General features: G+C 35.6%; 12 protein-coding genes. 10 read left to right on the forward strand and 2 right to left on the reverse strand.

Annotated elements, in window-relative coordinates; translation table 11 throughout:
* Window positions 1–81: 81 nt before the first annotated feature.
* On the reverse strand, window positions 82–1,710 hold the full coding sequence (locus tag DSM00_RS06465; protein WP_128757205.1) for a RagB/SusD family nutrient uptake outer membrane protein: 1,629 nt from the start codon (window positions 1,708–1,710) through the stop codon (window positions 82–84).
* A gap of 30 nt (window positions 1,711–1,740) precedes the next feature.
* The gene (locus tag DSM00_RS06470; protein WP_128757206.1) at window positions 1,741–4,878 is read right to left on the reverse strand and encodes a SusC/RagA family TonB-linked outer membrane protein; all 3,138 of its coding nucleotides are present in this window, start codon (window positions 4,876–4,878) and stop codon (window positions 1,741–1,743) included.
* Window positions 4,879–5,277: 399 nt separating this feature from the next.
* On the opposite strand from DSM00_RS06470, the gene DSM00_RS06475 reads away from it, so the two are divergent.
* From DSM00_RS06475 to DSM00_RS06520, 10 genes are all read left to right on the forward strand, one after another.
* A complete protein-coding gene (locus DSM00_RS06475) occupies window positions 5,278–7,047 on the forward strand; it encodes an AMP-dependent synthetase/ligase (RefSeq protein ID WP_128757207.1) in 1,770 nt (589 codons plus the stop codon).
* 134 nt (window positions 7,048–7,181) lie between these two features.
* Complete coding sequence (locus DSM00_RS06480; RefSeq protein ID WP_128757208.1) at window positions 7,182–7,646, forward strand: MarR family winged helix-turn-helix transcriptional regulator; 465 nt, start codon at window positions 7,182–7,184, stop codon at window positions 7,644–7,646.
* Window positions 7,643–10,051: a 3-hydroxyacyl-CoA dehydrogenase/enoyl-CoA hydratase family protein gene (locus tag DSM00_RS06485; RefSeq protein ID WP_128757209.1), complete on the forward strand. Its 2,409-nt coding sequence runs from the start codon at window positions 7,643–7,645 to the stop codon at window positions 10,049–10,051. Before DSM00_RS06480 ends, DSM00_RS06485 begins: the two co-directional genes overlap by 4 nt.
* Before the next feature lie 157 nt (window positions 10,052–10,208).
* Window positions 10,209–11,399 carry an acetyl-CoA C-acyltransferase gene (locus DSM00_RS06490; RefSeq protein WP_128757210.1) on the forward strand — a complete coding sequence of 397 codons (1,191 nt, stop codon included), beginning with the start codon at window positions 10,209–10,211 and terminating at the stop codon, window positions 11,397–11,399.
* A gap of 115 nt (window positions 11,400–11,514) precedes the next feature.
* Window positions 11,515–13,323: an acyl-CoA dehydrogenase family protein gene (locus DSM00_RS06495; RefSeq protein WP_128757211.1), complete on the forward strand. Its 1,809-nt coding sequence runs from the start codon at window positions 11,515–11,517 to the stop codon at window positions 13,321–13,323.
* A 190-nt stretch (window positions 13,324–13,513) separates the two neighbouring features.
* Window positions 13,514–14,392 (forward strand): TolB family protein, encoded by an 879-nt coding sequence (locus DSM00_RS06500; RefSeq protein ID WP_128757212.1) that lies wholly within the window; start codon window positions 13,514–13,516, stop codon window positions 14,390–14,392.
* Window positions 14,393–14,402: 10 nt separating this feature from the next.
* Window positions 14,403–15,569, forward strand: coding sequence for an MFS transporter (locus tag DSM00_RS06505; protein ID WP_317127833.1), 1,167 nt, complete (start codon window positions 14,403–14,405; stop codon window positions 15,567–15,569).
* Between the two features lie 37 nt (window positions 15,570–15,606).
* Window positions 15,607–16,344, forward strand: coding sequence for a sugar-binding protein (locus DSM00_RS06510; protein ID WP_128757213.1), 738 nt, complete (start codon window positions 15,607–15,609; stop codon window positions 16,342–16,344).
* A 183-nt stretch (window positions 16,345–16,527) separates the two neighbouring features.
* Window positions 16,528–17,433 carry an aldo/keto reductase gene (locus DSM00_RS06515; protein WP_128757214.1) on the forward strand — a complete coding sequence of 302 codons (906 nt, stop codon included), beginning with the start codon at window positions 16,528–16,530 and terminating at the stop codon, window positions 17,431–17,433.
* Between the two features lie 180 nt (window positions 17,434–17,613).
* Window positions 17,614–18,717, forward strand: coding sequence for a mechanosensitive ion channel family protein (locus DSM00_RS06520; protein WP_128757215.1), 1,104 nt, complete (start codon window positions 17,614–17,616; stop codon window positions 18,715–18,717).
* Window positions 18,718–18,866: the final 149 nt, after the last annotated feature.

The following is an 18,866-nucleotide window of genomic DNA, read 5'->3' on the forward strand; positions in this document are numbered from 1 at the left end:
GATTTTTTTTTACCTTATTCATAACGAAAAACCCGATGCTATAACCACCGGGTTTAAAATTAACTAGGGAGTAAATTATATTTAATTTTGATCAGCTTCATTAATATTTGGATTTGCATCAATTTCAGCTTGAGGAATCTTGAAAATCCAATCATCATTAACTGATGGTTTATCCTGCATAAAACCGTCTTGATAAAGAACTGCTGCTGCACCAGAATTTGTTAAGTCTATTCCTTCATCCCAGCGAATATGATCGGTATAACTAAACCCTTCGCCATAAAGCTCTATGTAACGTTGAAATTTAATTTGCTCCATAAGCTCTGCCTGAGTATTGTATTGATCAATATCAAAAGCACTGTCACGAGCACTTCCTAATGCATCTAATGCCGCTTTAGCACCAGTAATATCATTACTCATAGCTTTAGCTTCAGCTTCGATAAGATACATTTCTGCAGAACGCATATAAATAACATCATCAGGATCTATAGTCCCAGGATTTTTATTTAAAAACTTTACGTGCATATAAGGGTGAGTATTGTGCTGTGGTGTCATCCCATATTTTGAAATGATCGCATCAAATGCAGCTTCAAATTCTTCTTCAGTATCATAGTTAGGATCTGATTCAAAACTACCTCCCTGATCATTAGAAGCAGATGAATTTGTGTTAGGAGCATCTGGTAAAAATGCTTTCGTTCTATAATCTGTATCAGGAAGCATATCGTACATTTCCTTATTTATTAATTTAGGATTACCTCTGTTCTGACTTCCGTTGAATGTTGGGGAAATCAGATAAAAGTATGATCTAAAGAACGTAGTTTCCGTAGAAATCACATTACCACCCCAGATAACTTCTGGTAATTCATTAGTATTAAAACCAGACAACCAGTCTGCTTCATTCATTAATGGATACCCATTACGAGCTAATGCAGCCGAACTTGCAGCTGTAGCCCAGTCCCCTTTAGATAAAGCAATACGTGCTTTTATACCGTAAGCTGCATTAATGTTTAATTGAGACTTAATTTTTGCACTTCCATTTCCTCTTGGGTCTGCACCTTCAAAATATGTAATTGCTTGATCTATATCCTTTTCCATTTGAGCATAAACTTCTGCAACTGTAGCACGTGCTTCACTTGTAAATGGAGGCTCTGTAGCAAAAAGTAAGGGCACACCAGGATCTGTAGCCGGATCACCTATAATATATCCTTTTGCATACGCAGTAACTAAGCGATAGTAAGACCAGGCTCTGTAAGCATATGACTGACCTAAAACATCACTCAAATTCTCATCAATCGCAAGTCCGTCTTCCTGAACTTGATTAATGATTGAATTAACACTAGTGATAAAATGATAACGTTGATACCATAATTGCTCTGAAGTCAATGATGTAGATACATTATGAGAATTCCATTGCAATTCTGATGTCATCCACCCATTTGCTGGTGCAGAGTGAATAAGATCACCGGTAAGCACATCTCCTAGTGGTATAAAATAATGCTCCCCTGCTCTACTTGCAGAACCTCCTGGTATTGGAGATTGCGCATACATTTGTCTGTGGAGTCCATTTAATATTAATCTCATATTTGCCACAGATGATAATGCATCTGCCGCAGATATCGCGTCGGTAGGTTTAGTTTCCAGAAAATCTTCTGAGCAACCTAGTGTTGATATCATAACTAATGACAACACTACTATTTTAATTCGTTGTAACATATGTGTAAATTTTATTTTCTTGTCGATTAATTAAAATGAAACATTAACTCCAAAAGAAACTACTCGAGAAGGATTGTAGTCATTACCAGAACCGGTACCTGCAAGGTTGTATTGCGGATTCAAACCATTACGTTCACTATTAAAGTATAGGTTTTCTCCTGCAACAAACAGACGTAAATTTTCAAAACCTAAACGCTCTGAAATATCTGTATTAAATGTATACGATAGGTTTACATTACGTAGCGCAACAAATGATGCATCTGTAAGGAAACGAGTAGACTGTGTTTGTACTTGGTTTGAGTTTCCATTTTCTAAACGTGGTACTGAAGTAATATCTCCCGGGTTTCTCCAAGCATTAAGCGCATCTGGATGATAAGCATCTCCATAATCTCCAGTGTGCATTAAACCTGCATAACCATTATCTAAAATTTTTCCGCCTTGAGAGAACGTGAATATAAAATCTAAAGCAAGACCTTTATAATTAATTCGGTTTTGGATAGAACCTATTAAATCTGGAATAGATTGTTCACCTACATAAGCTCTACCTGCTTCATCCCAATCGTTTGTAGTTGCTTGTGTACCATCTGCATTCAAAACAGGAACACGCTCACCAGCATTAACATCACCTTCATACATATTGTAAAGAGCATCTCCATTATCTGGATCTACACCGGCATAGTCATATATGTAGAAATCAAATCTAGAACGACCTACTTCCCAACGTTTTGACCCATTCACAAACGGTGATGGTAAGTCAGTAATTTTATTCTTAAAAGTAGATGCCTGAGCAGTTAAAGACCAGTTTAAATTTTGAGTTCTAATAAGATTTGCTGTTAGAGCTAATTCAAAACCTTCATTATACATTGTTCCTACGTTTTGAGGAACCTCATTTAAACCATTAGATAATGGAATAGGTAGATTGTATAACAGATCAGAAGAATTCTTTTTGTAATATTCAAAAGAACCATCTAAGAAATTATTGAATAGACCAAATTCTAACGCTATATCATAGCTCTCGATAGTTTCCCAAGTTAATGCTGAGTTACCTATATCTGATAAAAATATCGCAGGATCTCCGGCATTTGAAGTAAGTGAATAACGAGGCTGTGATAAGTAAAAATCTAATAAATCATCATTACCAACTTCACCATAAGAAGCACGTAATTTTAACTGATTGATAAAATCAACGTTATCCATAAATTTTTCCTGATCTATTCTCCAAGAAGCCCCTACAGAATAGAAAGAACCCCAACGTACATCACTGTTAAAAACAGAACTTCCATCACGACGTACAGAACCACTTACATAGTATCTGTTATCATAATTATAATTTAAACGTGCAAAATATCCCTCAATTCGTTTGTCTGAACTGTAACCACCTAAACTTACCGGAGTAGAAAAGTTGTCATACTCATATATACCTTCAGCAGTTTGTACTGTTGCAAGTCCATTATTTTCTGAATAATGACGATCAAAACTTTCGTGACCAAGCGTTAAATCCACATTGTGAACGTCTGCAAATGACTTATTGTATGTTAAAAGTTGTGTGAAGTTCTCTACTGTTCTTCTAAAACGAGTTTCTCCGTAACGTCCTGTTGGAGCACCATCACCAACTATTGCATTCTCATAACTTTTATTAATATAGTCTTGAACATCTTGACCGTATGTCAAACGTGCTTTTAAGCCATCTATAATTGTAAATTCTGAATACAAACGCATACCTAAGTTATTGATATCAGTTTGTTCATCATTAAAAATGGTTTCAGCAATACCATGACGACCTGGATTATATGGTCGAGACTGAATGCCGTACTCTGAATAACCTTCTCCTAAATCAAAAAGACGATCTCCATTAGCATCTAATACGTAGTTACCATTAGAATCAACTTGGTATACTGGATATATTGAACCTAGATCTTTAGCCCAATTAAATGCATTCACAATACTACCGGTACCTGCACCACCTAAACCACTAGACTTACTAAGAGCAAGGTTAATGCTACCACCAACTGTTAACCACTTAGCCGGAGTAAAATCTCCATTAAGTCGTGAAGTCAATCGGTTGAAATCACTTTGTATTACATAACCTTCTTCTTTAAGGTGTGATGTAGAGAAAAACACTTGATGATTCTCTCCACCGGCAGAAACAGAAACCGAATTATTAATACGACTACCTGTTCGTTGTAATGCGTCATACCAGTCTAAACCTTGGTAAACAACTTGTGCATTAGGATTTATTTTTCCATCCGTACCTACAATCTGATCGTTAGGAACATTAAAAGGATTGTAACCTAATCTATTGAATATGGAAGCTGAAGCTTGTGCTGCAGGATCTGCAACATTCAGCGAATTCTTATAAGCTTCCCACATAAGTTCGTAATACTCTCCGGGATTAACCGCATCATAATTAGATACACCCTGATTAACAACACCATATTGAGAAGAAGCAGTAATACGGGCAGGAACACCTTTTTTACCACTTTTAGTAGTGATAAGAACTACACCATTTGCTGCTCTCGAACCGTAAAGTGCTGTAGAAGCTGCATCTTTAAGTACAGTAATAGATTCTATATCGCTCTGGCTAATACTGTTTAAACCACCTTCAAACTGAATACCGTCTACAATGTATAATGGATCTGTACTTCCATTAAGTGTACCTACACCTCTAATTATTACACTAGGTGAAGAACCTGGCTGTCCTGATGCAGAGATAAATTGAACACCAGTAGTAGACCCTTCAAGAGCTGCTATAGGAGAAGTTACAACACGCTGCTCAAGATCTTCAGACTTAATAACGCTTGCCGATCCTGTAAATGCCTCTTTAGTAGTTGTACCGTATGCGGTTACAATTACTTCTTCTAAAGATTCTGAATCTGCTTGTAATGCTAATGAGAATTGAGTAGCACTCCCAATTTTCTTTCTTAAATTTTTAAAACCTACATAAGATATTACTAGTGTTTCAGTTGAAGAAGCCTCAATACTAAAGTTACCATCAAAATCTGTTTGTGTACCTCTACTCGTGCCTTCAATTATTACCGAAGCACCAGGCAGAGGTTGGCCATCTTCGGCAGTGGTAATCGTACCACGTACAGTTTTTTGTTGTGCAAAACTTGAGTAAATACCAAGAAATAGCACAAAAAATACGCTAAGTAGTTTTTTTAATTCCATATAAAAGTTTGTTAATGATTTAACGCAAGATTAACAATCATGATCTTTTTCGCAAGTTGTAACTCTATCGGAATACTAGGTAAAAGAGTGATTTCTTAACGTTTTATAAAGTAATATTTAACATATGATAATCAAGAGAACTCTGATTAATAAAGTGTTAATAAACAATAGAGAGAATTGCAAATCTTTCAATTTTAGCTAATTGAAAAATGTTGCATTTTTTGTGATTTAAAATTATTCAAAATAACCTACTGTTGTTTTCTTAACCTTAATGGAAATAAATTATCAACCATTTAGTACAAATACCATATTCTTAATACAACGTTGTAATTTTTTATAAAAATTAGAATATAGCTGTCAAAATTGCTATTTTGCAAGACAAACCCTATTCAATAAGCAATGGAAATTAAACGTCTTTTCGACTTCCCATACTACCAGCTAGAGAACTACAAATTAGACAATGCACTGGTAACTAAATACGACGGCAAGTGGGTCGCTACAACTACCCAATCTTATATTGATCAAGCTAATGCTATTAGTCGAGGCCTTCTCAAATTAGGCGTAAAACCAAATGATAAAATTGCTGTAATCTCTTCTACAAATCGTACAGAGTGGAACATTATGGACATTGGCATCCTTCAATTAGGTGCTCAAAACGTTCCTGTTTACCCTACTATTTCCAAAGAAGAGTATGAATATGTACTCAACCATAGTGAATCTATTTACTGTTTTGTTTCAGATAAAGAAGTTCTTGACAAATTAAATGCGATAAAAGATAATGTACCCTCTTTAAAGGGAGTTTATTGCTTTGATTCAATAGCTGGTTGTCAGAGCTGGGAAGAGGTTAAAGAAGAAGATACCCATTTACAAGCTGAAGTAGAAAAATTAAAAGATGCTGTTCACGAGGATGATTTAGCTACACTTATTTATACATCAGGAACTACAGGTAAACCTAAGGGGGTTATGCTTAGTCATAAAAATGTTGCCTCAAATGCATTAAATAGTGCAAGTAGATTTCCTATAGTTCCAGGAAAAAGTAAAGCTTTAAGTTTTTTACCTGTCTGCCATATCTACGAGCGTATGCTTATGTATTTGTATCAGTATTCTGGCGTAAGTATTTATTTTGCAGAAGGGCTTGATACAATAAGTGAAAACTTAAAAGAAATTCAGCCAGAAGTAATGACCGCAGTACCTCGTCTCCTAGAGAAGGTATATGATAAAATCATTGCTAAGGGTGCTGATTTAACGGGTATTAAAAGGAAACTATTTTTCTGGGCTGTAGAGCTCGGACTTGAATACGAACCTTATGGCCAAAACGGGTGGTGGTATGAGCAAAAATTAGGAATTGCACGCAAATTGATTTTCAGTAAATGGCAGGAAGCACTTGGGGGTAATTTAAAAGTAATTGCTTCAGGTAGCGCAGCATTACAGCCGCGGCTAGCACGTGTATTTAATGCTGCAGAAATCGCTGTTATGGAAGGATATGGTCTTACAGAAACCTCGCCAGTGATATCTGTTAATGATATGAGAGATGAAGGATTCAAAATAGGAACTGTAGGAAAACCTATTCCGGAAACAGAAGTGAAAATTGCAGAAGATGGCGAAATTTTAATTAAAGGTCCGCAAGTAATGCTAGGCTATTATAAAGATGCTGAAAAGACCGAGGAGGTTCTTATCAATGGTTATTTTCATACTGGAGATATAGGAGAGATTGATCACCAAGGATTCTTAAAAATTACAGATCGCAAAAAAGAAATGTTTAAAACAAGCGGTGGTAAATATGTCGCTCCACAGCTTATTGAGAATATGATGAAGCAATCCCGTTTTATCGAGCATATTATGGTTGTGGGTGAAGGCGAAAAAATGCCTGCAGCTTTAATTCAACCTAATTTTGAATTTGTTACCGAATGGGCCAAAAAGAAAGGTATTGATATAGGAACAACTAATCAAGATTTAGTTACCAATGCTGATGTAATTAATCGCATTCAGGAAGACGTTAATCAATATAATGAGCATTTTGGTAAATGGGAACAGATTAAGCGGTTTGAACTTACTCCCGATGAGTGGAGTATAGATTCTGGCCACCTCACTCCTACTATGAAATTAAAGAGACGTATCGTTAAGCAAATGTATATTGCTCAATACAATAAAATTTACGACCATAAATAATTGAAAGACTCCTTAGAAATAAGGAGTTTTTTTATGGATATATAGCTGCAGTAACGAACCAAATGTTAATCTGCTAAAATTTATTCAATTTATTATGCACGCATAGTATTATTTTTTTAACTTTACGCAAACGTATGAGTAAAAAAGATATAACAATAGATCACGCGCTTAGAGCAACCTGGCAAGCCATTACAAAAATGTACAATGAGCAAGCTGCTCAATTAGATAGTACAATGGCTACTGGCTTTGCATTACTAAGTATAGACCCTGAAGAAGGAACACCATCTACAGCCTTAGGTCCAAAAATGGGAATGGAAGCTACTAGTCTTTCACGTACCTTAAAATCTATGGAAGAACGTGGATTGATCGAAAGAAAACCTAATCCTGCTGATGGTCGCGGCGTATTAATTTTTCTTACAGACTTTGGTAGAGAAAACAGAGACTTTAGTAAGGATAGAGTTTTACGCTTTAATGAAGCTATTAGAAATAATATAGACAGTCAAAAAATTGATCATTTTTTTGAGGTTGTCCATGTTATCAATGATTTGATTCAAAATAAAAAAATATATAACACATCTGAAACTACTATAAAACAATGAGTAAAAGACGTATAAACAAAGTTGCAGTTATTGGCTCCGGGATTATGGGAAGTGGTATCGCTTGTCATTTTGCTAATATAGGAGTCGAAGTATTATTGCTCGATATAGTTCCCAGAGAACTTACCGATAAAGAAAAAGCTAAGGGATTAACTTTAGAGAGTAAAGTGGTACGTAATCGTTTAGTTAACGATCATCTTACAAACTCATTAAAGTCAAAACCTTCACCTATATACCATCTAGATTTTGCAAAACGCATTACAACAGGTAATATGGAAGATGACATCGCTAAGGTAAAAGATGTAGATTGGATTATTGAGGTTGTTATTGAGCGTCTGGATATTAAGAAGCAGGTTTTTGAAAATCTTGATAAACATCGTACTCCGGGAACATTAATTACGTCTAATACATCAGGTATTCCTATCAAGTTTATGAGTGAAGGACGTAGTGATGATTTTCAAAAGCATTTTTGTGGAACTCATTTCTTTAATCCTGCTCGATATTTAGATCTTTTTGAAATTATTCCTGGTCCAAAAACAGATCAGGACGTGCTTGATTTTCTTGATTCTTATGGCGAAAAGTTCTTAGGAAAGACAACAGTAGTTGCAAAAGATACTCCTGCATTTATAGGTAATCGTGTAGGTACTTTTAGTATTATGAGTCTATTTCATACTGTTGAAGAACTAGGTATGACTGTAGAAGAGGTTGATAAACTTACAGGTCCTATTATAGGCAGACCCAAATCTGCCACATTTAGAACTGTAGATGTAGTGGGTCTTGATACACTTGTACATGTTGCTAATGGTATACGTGACAATGTAAAAGATGATGAGCGCAATGAACTTTTTGCTTTGCCTAATTACATCGACCTGATGAACGATAAAAAATGGCTGGGAAGTAAAACGGGTCAGGGTTTTTATAAGAAAATAAAAAATGAAGATGGTTCTAGTGAAATTCAGACCCTAGATTTAAATACTATGGAGTATCGTGCAAATAAACGTGCTTCATTTACAACTCTTGAGCTTACAAAATCGATCGATAATGTGGCAGATCGTTTTCCAGTACTTGTTAATGGAAAAGATAAAGCAGGTGAATTCTTCCGTAAAAATTTTGCTGGATTATTCGCTTATGTTCAAAATCGTATTCCAGAAATTACAGACGAACTTTATAAAATTGATGATGCGATGCGTGCTGGTTACGGTTGGGAACACGGTCCGTTTCAAATTTGGGATGCTGTAGGCGTTGAGAAAGGTATCGAATTGATGAAAGCTGAAGGGTATGAAGTTGCCTCATGGGTTTCAGAAATGGTTTCATCTGGTAAAAATTCGTTTTACACCGTTAAGGAAGGAAGTACTTTTTATTATGACATTCCGAAGAAAGAATTTGTCAAAAAACCAGGTCAGGATGGTTTCATTATTCTAGATAACATACGAGAGTCAAAACAAGTTTTTAAAAACAGCGGTGTTGTTGTTGAAGATTTAGGTGATGGAATATTAAACGTAGAGTTTAGATCAAAAATGAATTCTATAGGTGGTGATGTGTTAGCTGGTTTAAATAAGGCCATCGATATGGCTGAAAAAGATTTTGCGGGTCTTGTAGTTTCAAACCAAGGGAAAAACTTCTCTGTAGGTGCAAATATCGGAATGATATTTATGATGGCTGTGGAGCAGGAATATGACGAATTAAACGCTGCTGTTAAGTATTTTCAGGATACGTGTATGCGTCTTCGCTACTCTTCTATTCCTACAGTTGTAGCTCCTCACGCAATGACTCTGGGCGGTGGATGTGAAATGACTTTACATGCAGATCGTGTTGTAGCAGCTGCAGAAAGTTATATAGGTCTTGTAGAATTTGGTGTAGGTGTTATTCCCGGTGGTGGTGGATCTAAAGAAATGGCTTTACGAGCATCAGAAACCTATCATAAAGATGATGTTGAATTAAATAGACTTCGTGAATATTTCTTAGCAATAGGTATGGCGAAAGTATCTACCTCGGCATATGAGGCTTATGATCTTGGTATTTTAAAACCAGGTAAAGATATTGTAGTCGTGAATAAAAACAGACAAATAGCCGCTGCTAAAGAAGTTGCCAAATTTATGGCAGATCAAGGGTACACAAAACCAATACCTCGTACTGATATTAAAGTACTCGGTAAACAAGCTTTAGGTGCTTTTTATGTTGGTACAGACCAAATGAATGCAGGTAAATACATAAGTGATCACGATAAGAAAATAGCCAATAAATTAGCTTACGTAATGGCTGGTGGTGACCTATCTGAAGCTTCTTATGTAAGTGAACAATATCTTTTAGATCTTGAACGTGAAGCCTTTTTAAGTCTTACTGGAGAACGCAAAACTTTAGAGCGTTTACAACATATGATCCAAAAAGGTAAACCGCTGCGTAACTAATCTAAATCTAAAAAATTAGGTCTAGTTTCTAATGAAATGATTTAACCGCTTATTTGACGAGTTGGTTGAAGTTTAAAAGATGAATTATATACTTATAAAGAAATTCAAATAGCCTTAGGATTAAAATTCTAAAGTCTATAATCTAAAATCTATATTAATGAAAACAGCATATATCGTAAAAGCATATAGAACAGCCGTAGGTAAAGCACCTCGCGGGTTGTTTCGATTTAAGAGACCAGACGAATTAGCAGCAGAGACCATCGAATATATGATGAATGAGCTGCCTAATTTTGATAAGACACGTATTGATGATGTAATGGTAGGTAATGCAATGCCAGAGGCAGAACAAGGTCTTAACGTAGGTCGTTTAATTTCTTTAATGGGTTTAAAAATTGAAGATGTTCCTGGTGTAACTGTAAATCGCTATTGCGCATCTGGTGTTGAAACGATCGCAATGGCATCTGCAAAAATACAAGCAGGTATGGCAGAATGTATTATTGCTGGTGGTGCAGAGAGTATGAGTTACATCCCAATGGGAGGTTACAAACCTGTGCCAGACTATAAAGTAGCTAAAGCTGGTAATGAAGATTATTATTGGGGAATGGGGTTAACTGCAGAAGCAGTGGCAAATCAATATAACGTATCTCGAGAAGATCAAGATCAATTTGCCTACAATTCACATCAAAAAGCTTTAAAAGCACAAGCTGAAGGACGTTTTGATGATCAAATTGTACCTATTGAAGTTGAGCATACCTTTGTAAATGATGCTGGTAAAAAAGAATCGAAGACTTATACCGTAAAGCAAGACGAAGGCCCTCGTGCCGATACAAAACTTGAAATACTTTCTAAACTTCGTCCCGTTTTTGCTGAAGGTGGTAGTGTAACTGCCGGTAATTCATCCCAAATGAGTGATGGTGCTGCATTTGTATTGGTTATGAGTGAAGAAATGGTTAAAGAACTTAACCTTGAGCCTATTGCTCGTATGGTCAATTTTGCTGCAGTAGGTGTTGAACCTCGCATAATGGGTATTGGACCGGTTAAAGCTATTCCCAAAGCTTTAAAACAAGCAGGTCTAAAACAAAATGACATTAGTCTTATGGAGCTTAATGAGGCATTTGCTTCGCAATCCTTGGCTGTTATAAGAGAATTAGGACTCAATCCAGATATTGTAAATGTTAATGGAGGTGCAATAGCATTAGGACATCCATTAGGTTGTACAGGTGCTAAACTTTCAGTACAACTGTTTGATGAAATGCGTAAGCGTGAAATGAAAGGGAAATATGGGGTGGTAACTATGTGCGTAGGTACCGGTCAAGGCGCTGCAGGAGTTTACGAGTTTTTAAATTAATAATTAACCAAAGGCTATAGATTTTTGTAGTCCCCATAAATAAAATTTATTCATAAAATATTTTGAGAAGTTGGTTTAATTAAAAGCTAATCTCTCTATTTATATCCTATCAAAAATGGCAGAAACAGCAGACAACAAAGAAATTTTACGTGGTGGTCAATTTTTAGTTAAAGAAACCGCTTGTGAAGATGTTTTTACTCCTGAAGACTTTAACGAGGAGCAAAAAATGATGAAAGAAACGGTTAAAGAATTCGTTGACCGAGAGATTGTTCCCCACAGAGAGCGTTTTGAACATAAAGATTATGCACTTACGGAAGAGGTTATGCGTAAGGCTGGTGAACTTGGTCTTTTAGGTATAGCTGTTCCTGAAGAATATGATGGTCTTGGGATGGGCTTTGTTTCTACAATGCTTGTTTGCGATTATATTTCTGGAGCAACCGGTTCTATCGCTACCGCTTTTGGTGCACATACCGGTATCGGTACTATGCCTATTACACTTTACGGTACCGAAGAACAGAAGAAAAAATATGTTCCTAAGTTAGCTACAGGTGAATGGTTTGGCGCTTATTGTTTAACAGAGCCGGGAGCTGGATCTGACGCTAATAGTGGCAAAACTAAAGCCGAACTTTCTTCAGACGAAAAGACCTATAAGATCAATGGTCAGAAAATGTGGATCTCAAATGCAGGTTTTTGTAATGTGTTTATTGTTTTTGCACGTATAGAAGATGATAAAAATATCACTGGATTTATTGTAGAAAATGATCCTACAAACGGAATCTCACTAGGTGAAGAAGAAAAGAAATTAGGTATTCACTCTTCATCAACACGTCAGGTTTTCTTCAACGATACGGTAGTTCCGGTAGAAAATATGCTTTCAGGTCGTGGAGAAGGTTTTAAAATTGCGATGAATGCACTTAACGTGGGTCGTATAAAACTTGCTGCAGCTTGTCTTGATGCTCAACGTCGTGTAATTGATATGGGGGTAAAATATGCTAACGAGCGCGTGCAATTTAAAACGCCTATTGCAAAGTTTGGGGCTATAAAATCTAAGCTTGCCGAGATGGCAACTAATGCTTATGCTTGTGAAAGTGCTGCTTATAGAGCTGCAAAAAATATAGAAGACCGCATTAGTATACGTATTAGCGAAGGCAATACACATCAAGAAGCAGAACTTAAAGGTGTTGAAGAATATGCGATTGAATGTTCTATTTTGAAAGTTGCCGCGTCAGAAGATATGCAGAGTTGTGCAGATGAAGGGATTCAAATATTCGGAGGAATGGGCTTTAGCGCAGATGCTCCTATGGAAGCTGCCTGGAGAGACGCCCGTATCTCCCGTATCTATGAAGGTACAAATGAGATTAACCGTATGCTGGCTGTAGGAATGCTTGTTAAAAAAGCTATGAAAGGTCACGTAGATCTTTTAAATCCTGCGATGGCGGTAGGTGAAGAATTGACAGGAATTCCGTCTTTTGACACCCCAGATTATTCAGAGGTACTTTCAGAAGAAAAAGCGATTGTAGCAAAATTGAAGAAAGTATTTTTAATGGTTGCCGGTAGTGCAATTCAAAAATATGGACCCGATTTAGAATCTCATCAACAGTTATTAATGGCTGCTTCAGATATTCTAATTGAGATTTACATGGCAGAAAGTACCATTCTACGTACCGAAAAGAATGTAAAACGTTTTGGTGAAGACACTCAAAAAGAACAAATCGCTATGGCTCAATTATACCTGTATCACGCAGTTGACACCATTAATTTAAAAGCAAAAGAAGGTATTGTTTCTTTTGCTGAGGGAGATGAACAACGTATGATGCTTATGGGATTAAAGCGTTTTACAAAGTATCAAAATCAGCCTAATGTAGTTGCTTTACGCAATCTTATTGCTGAAAAGATAACTTCAGAAAATACATATCCATTCTAGCCTTTCACTCCTAAGAAAGACTGAAAAAGACCTGTAGCAAATTTGTTACAGGTTTTTTTTTATTTAGATCCGAAGATTATGTTTAGCTTGTAATGTAATACTTAATCTTATTCCTGTATTTGTCAAATCGGCTCAATACTTGCTGTCTTCATATAAACATCAGTATCTTTAAAACTTTATTTAATTAACTATGCTAAACTACATTTTTTCAGCTCTATTTTGTCTGGTTTCCTTAACCGCAGTAGCACAAACTAGTCCAGATGTTTATTTGTTTGAGATAAAAACTAGTCCTACTACTCTTGAGGTTCTAAGTGGAAAAAATATATCTCAAAATCCAAAGTACGATAATCAACCTTCGTTTTATGATGAAAATACAGTCTTGTACAGTCGCACGGAAGACAGTCTGACGGCAATAGGTATTTATGAAATCAGCACACAGGAAGCTTCTGTTTTAACTGACGAACCCAACAGCGGATTCTTCTCACCGCAACGCCTTCCAGAAACCGATCGCGTCGTGGCGGTGCGTCAAGATTCAGAAGGTAGACAACGACTTGCTGTATATGATTTTAAAACCAAAGCTTTTCAAAAGCTGCTAGACAGTAGTCAGGTAGGTTATTTTTCGTTTTACGATAAAGACACCTTTATAGCCTCTGTTTTAGTTCCTAATCAAATGGATTTATATTCTGGTCATATTTCAAAACAGAATTTAAAAATGATTATGAATAATGTAGGTAGGTCTTTGCAAAAAGTACCTAAGTCAAAATCATTAAGCTATACCGTGGTTAATGAAGATCAAAATTTGGATTTATATGTTTTAGATCTTTCAGTAGACGAACCTACCAGTTATTTTGTTTGTGAATTACCAATAGGAAGACAAGATTACACTTGGTTAGATGAAAACCGCATACTTGTAGGAAGTGGAGACAGCCTCTTTGTGTATGATTTATTTGGTGAACCTGCCTGGGAGTTTTTAGTGAGCTTAAATAAATACCAGTTAACCAATATTACACGTATATCAATTAGTCCAGATGGTAAGCATCTTGCACTTGCGGCAGAACCGGTAGAATAATCTTGTATTTGTGATTATATCTTCTAAATCTCGTGTAGTATTTATTATAGTAATAGCCCAATTTTTAGGAACTTCACTATGGTTTGTAGGCAATATTGTGGTTCCACAACTTCCATTTTCAGATTTAGGAAGGTCTGATGCGATACGCACCATTTTAGCAGCTGTTCAATTTGGCTTTATTGCAGGCACCCTGCTATTTGCACTACTTGCAATTTCAGACCGCTATGCTCCATCAAAAGTATTTCTTATTTGTGCAGCTTTAGGAGCTCTTGTAAATCTCACTCTTTTAGCACCTAGTGTTTCCTTTACTACCATACTTATTTCTCGATTTTTAACAGGATTCTGTCTGGCAGGTATTTACCCTGTAGGAATGAAAATCGCGTCTGATTATTTTGAAAAGGGATTAGGAAAAGTGTTAGGCTATCTAGTAGGTGCACTTGTTTTAGGTACTGCCCTCCCCCATTTCTTAAACAGTCTTGGGGTAGCTATCAATTATAAAACAATCACATTGCTTACAAGTATTTTAGCTTTAACAGGCGGACTTTTGGTAGGTTTAGGTGTGCCTAACGGACCTTTTAGAAAAGCTCAACAGCAAATAAAATTAGCTGGCTTATCAACAATGTTTAAGCACAGACCATTTAAAGCAGCAGCTATTGGATATTGGGGACATATGTGGGAACTTTATGCATTCTGGGGATTTGTACCTCTATACATTACACTTTATAACACTGAGAATGCCCTAAACATAAATATACCGCTACTGGCATTTTTAACTCTAAGTATAGGAGCTGTATCTTGTGCTCTCGGAGGGCATATAAGTAAAAAAACTACGAGCAAATCTGTAGCATTATTTTCCCTTAGCGCTTCGGGGATTTGCTGTCTAGTTTCACCTTTTTTATTATTGGCACCTCTATGGGTTTTTATAGTATTTATTTTGTTTTGGGGAGCTGTAGTGGTTGCAGATAGTCCGCAATTCTCTACCTTAATAGCCAATAACACAATCGCCGAATACCGTGGTACGGCATTGACGATAGTAAATTGCATAGGATTTGCCATAACTATCGTGAGTATTCAATTTGTTGGTTATTTTGTAGAAAATTATGCTCCTTATTTATTTCTTATTTTAGCCTTAGGTCCAATTATCGGTGTTAGTAATTTAATCTTTCAGAAAAAATAGCTGCTAGATTACAATCCAAGATTTTCTAAATTCAACTATGCGTTTTTTATACCTACTAATTTTTCTTGGCTTATCAGCTTGTAACCAAAAAACTTCAAAGCCTGACTTATTTGAAAAATCTAATACTGATTATCAACCAGTAAAGCGCTCTTTAATTACACCAAATATAGATGGATCTCCCAATGATATTGCCTGGAAAAATAAAAATTGGATTCCTTTAGATAATGATTGGGAAGGAAAAAATAAAAATTCTGTACGGTATAAACTTACCTGGACACCTGACGCTCTATACATTTTGGTGGTTATTGAAAATCTTAAGTTAGAACGCTCATTAAATAATCCTCTCAGTACATTTGAAAACCAAAGCAGACTAATACTATATATTGATGAAAATAATAGCGGAGGTAATTATGCAAATGACCATAGCGCTTTTTCTTATCATACACTTGTTGACGGATTTATTCTTGACTATAACACCTTAGGACAACCTGCTTTTTACAATAATCATATAGATAGTGAAATCAAACAATCTGATTCTAACCTTTATTGGGAAATCAGGTTAACCGTATTTGATGAAAGTTATTGTGATAACCTCCCGAATGAAGCGGTGAAGCTAATTAAAAACAAGAAAATGGGTTTTGCAATTGCTTATAGCTCTACAGATGCTTCTACAAATTCAAAAACCATTTTAGGCTCTATCGAGATTCCAGAAGATTATAAGAATCAAATTGAATATGATTCAGGTCTTTTTGGTACTATAATGCTTGTAGAATAGTTCCTTCTATGTATATAGAAAGTGAGTCTAACATATGTTAATCTCACGATGTCTTAACCATACTATATTTGCATTTAGAAACAAGTTCAGCTTTATTTAACCGAGTAGGAATAGTAGCTTATAGCGTCAAATTACTTAAGTTTAAATACAACTAATTTTCGCTATAGCGGAAAAACAAACAATATGGAAAACAAACTAGCACTCAATGATAATCTTAGCTTATCAAGAATTATACACGGTTACTGGCGTTTAAGAGACTGGAATCTTAGTGACCAGGAACTTTTAAAACTTATTGAACAAGTTCTTGAATTGGGAATAACCTCCTTTGATCACGCCGATATCTATGGAAACTATACGTGTGAAGCTTATTTTGGCCGTGCACTTGCTTTAAAGCCATCTTTACGCGATCAAATGGAATTAATAAGTAAATGTGGAATTCGATTAAATACAGATGCGAACCCAGAACTTGATGTGAAAATTTATGATTATAGTTTTAATTATATAGTACAGCAGGCTGAAGCATCACTTAAGCATTTGGGTACAGATCGTCTTGATCTTTTGCTATTACATAGACCTGCTCCATTTTTTAATCCGGAAGAGGTTGCAAAAGCATTTGATAAACTAAAACAAAGTGGTAAAGTGCTAAATTTTGGAGTTTCAAATTTCACACCGATGCAATTTGACAGCTTGCAATCACATCTGGATATGCCTCTTGCCACAAATCAAGTTGAGATTTCAGTTTCTTGTTTAGAGCATTTCGAAAATGAAAATATGGAGTTTCTTCAGAAACATAATATTAAGCCAATGGCATGGTCTCCCCTTGCAGGTGGCGGTCTATTTAAACCTCAATCTGATAAAGAACATCGCTTGCATTCTGTATTAAAAGAAATTGCAGCAGCCTTAAACGTGGAGTCAATTGACCAAGTGATGTATGCTTGGCTATTAAAACATCCTGCTGGCATAATGCCTATTGTAGGTTCTCAACACATAAACCGAATAAAGAGTGCGGTTGATGCGCTTGAAGTTGAAATGAGCCTTGAACAATGGTACAAAATTTACATTGCCTCAAAAGGAGACGAATTGCCTTAAAATTTTTTTTAATTAATAACTAATAAAAGCCTCATGTTTTGAGGCTTTTTTACTTTAATTGAAAATTCTAATTATTTACCATCGATATAGTTAAATACAAGTTCAAGTTTTTAATATTCTTAACAAGTAATACAGTTTCAACCTATTATTTTTATAATAAACACATATAAATATTAGCATATGAGTACGTATATAGATTCTAGACTTTCACTATTCCTTGTAATAATTTTAATATCTGGGATATTAGTCTTCACTCTTTTATTTTATGCTTTAAAAAAGTTTGGTAAAAGTCCACGTACAATTTTGCCTGTTAACTTTGCAACCCGCATACGCATACCACTCGCATTATTTTTGTTGGCTTTAATTCTAAGAATCGTTCTTGTAAGAGAAGAAATTACAGCATATATAAATCAAGATATTCTGTCTCATGCAAGCACCTTATTGTTCATCACAAGTATTACCTGGGCAATTATTTTAGTAATAAAAGCATTTAAAAGAAACATTCTTACCAAATATGATATGAGTGTCTCAGATAATGTGCACGCTAGAAAAATTTACACTCAGTTTAGCGTACTCGAACGGGTTATCATTTTTGTAATTGTTCTATTTGCCGTGAGTATTGCATTGATGAGTTTTGAAAATATAAGAGCAATTGGCGTAAGTATTTTAACTTCTGCTGGGATTGCTGGTATTATCATTGGTTTTGCCGCTCAGAAAGCCTTAGGAACATTAATGGCAGGAATACAAATCGCATTTACCCAACCAATTCGTATAGATGATGTTGTTGTAGTTGAAGGAGAATGGGGCCGTATTGAAGAAATTTATTTGACCTATGTTGTTGTTAAGATTTGGGACAAACGAAGATTGGTTTTACCCACTACGTATTTCATTGAAAAACCATTTCAAAATTGGACGCGCAATTCGTCAGATATACTGGGAACCGTTTTCATTTATACAGATTATAGCGTACCCTTTGATGCTTTACGTCACGAACTTACTCGAATCTTGGAAAGTACAGATTTATGGGATGGTGAAGTTAATGTTCTGCAAGTTACAGATACAAAAAATGAAGTCGTAGAAACAAGAGCTCTTATGAGCGCAAAAGATTCTCCTACTTCGTGGGACTTACGCGTATTGGTACGTGAAAAACTTGTAGTATTTATTCAAAATAATTATCCGCATAGCTTGCCCCGCACACGTGTGGAAATGCACGAAATTACAGATTCTAAAGATCCGGAAAATACTTCTACGTCTCCAGAACCTTCCGATTTACTTCGTAAATAATTGTTTGGTATTTATTGATTTTCAATCTAAGATGTTGGGCAAAGAATGCAAACATTAAACTAACGTTTTATCCTATTAAAAACGTAGAATCTTGTAATTTACACTTCAGTACAAATGATTTATAATTGAAAGATAAAGCGACAGAAAAT

Source organism: Leeuwenhoekiella aequorea, from assembly GCF_004104375.1.
GTDB classification, from domain to species: domain Bacteria; phylum Bacteroidota; class Bacteroidia; order Flavobacteriales; family Flavobacteriaceae; genus Leeuwenhoekiella; species Leeuwenhoekiella aequorea.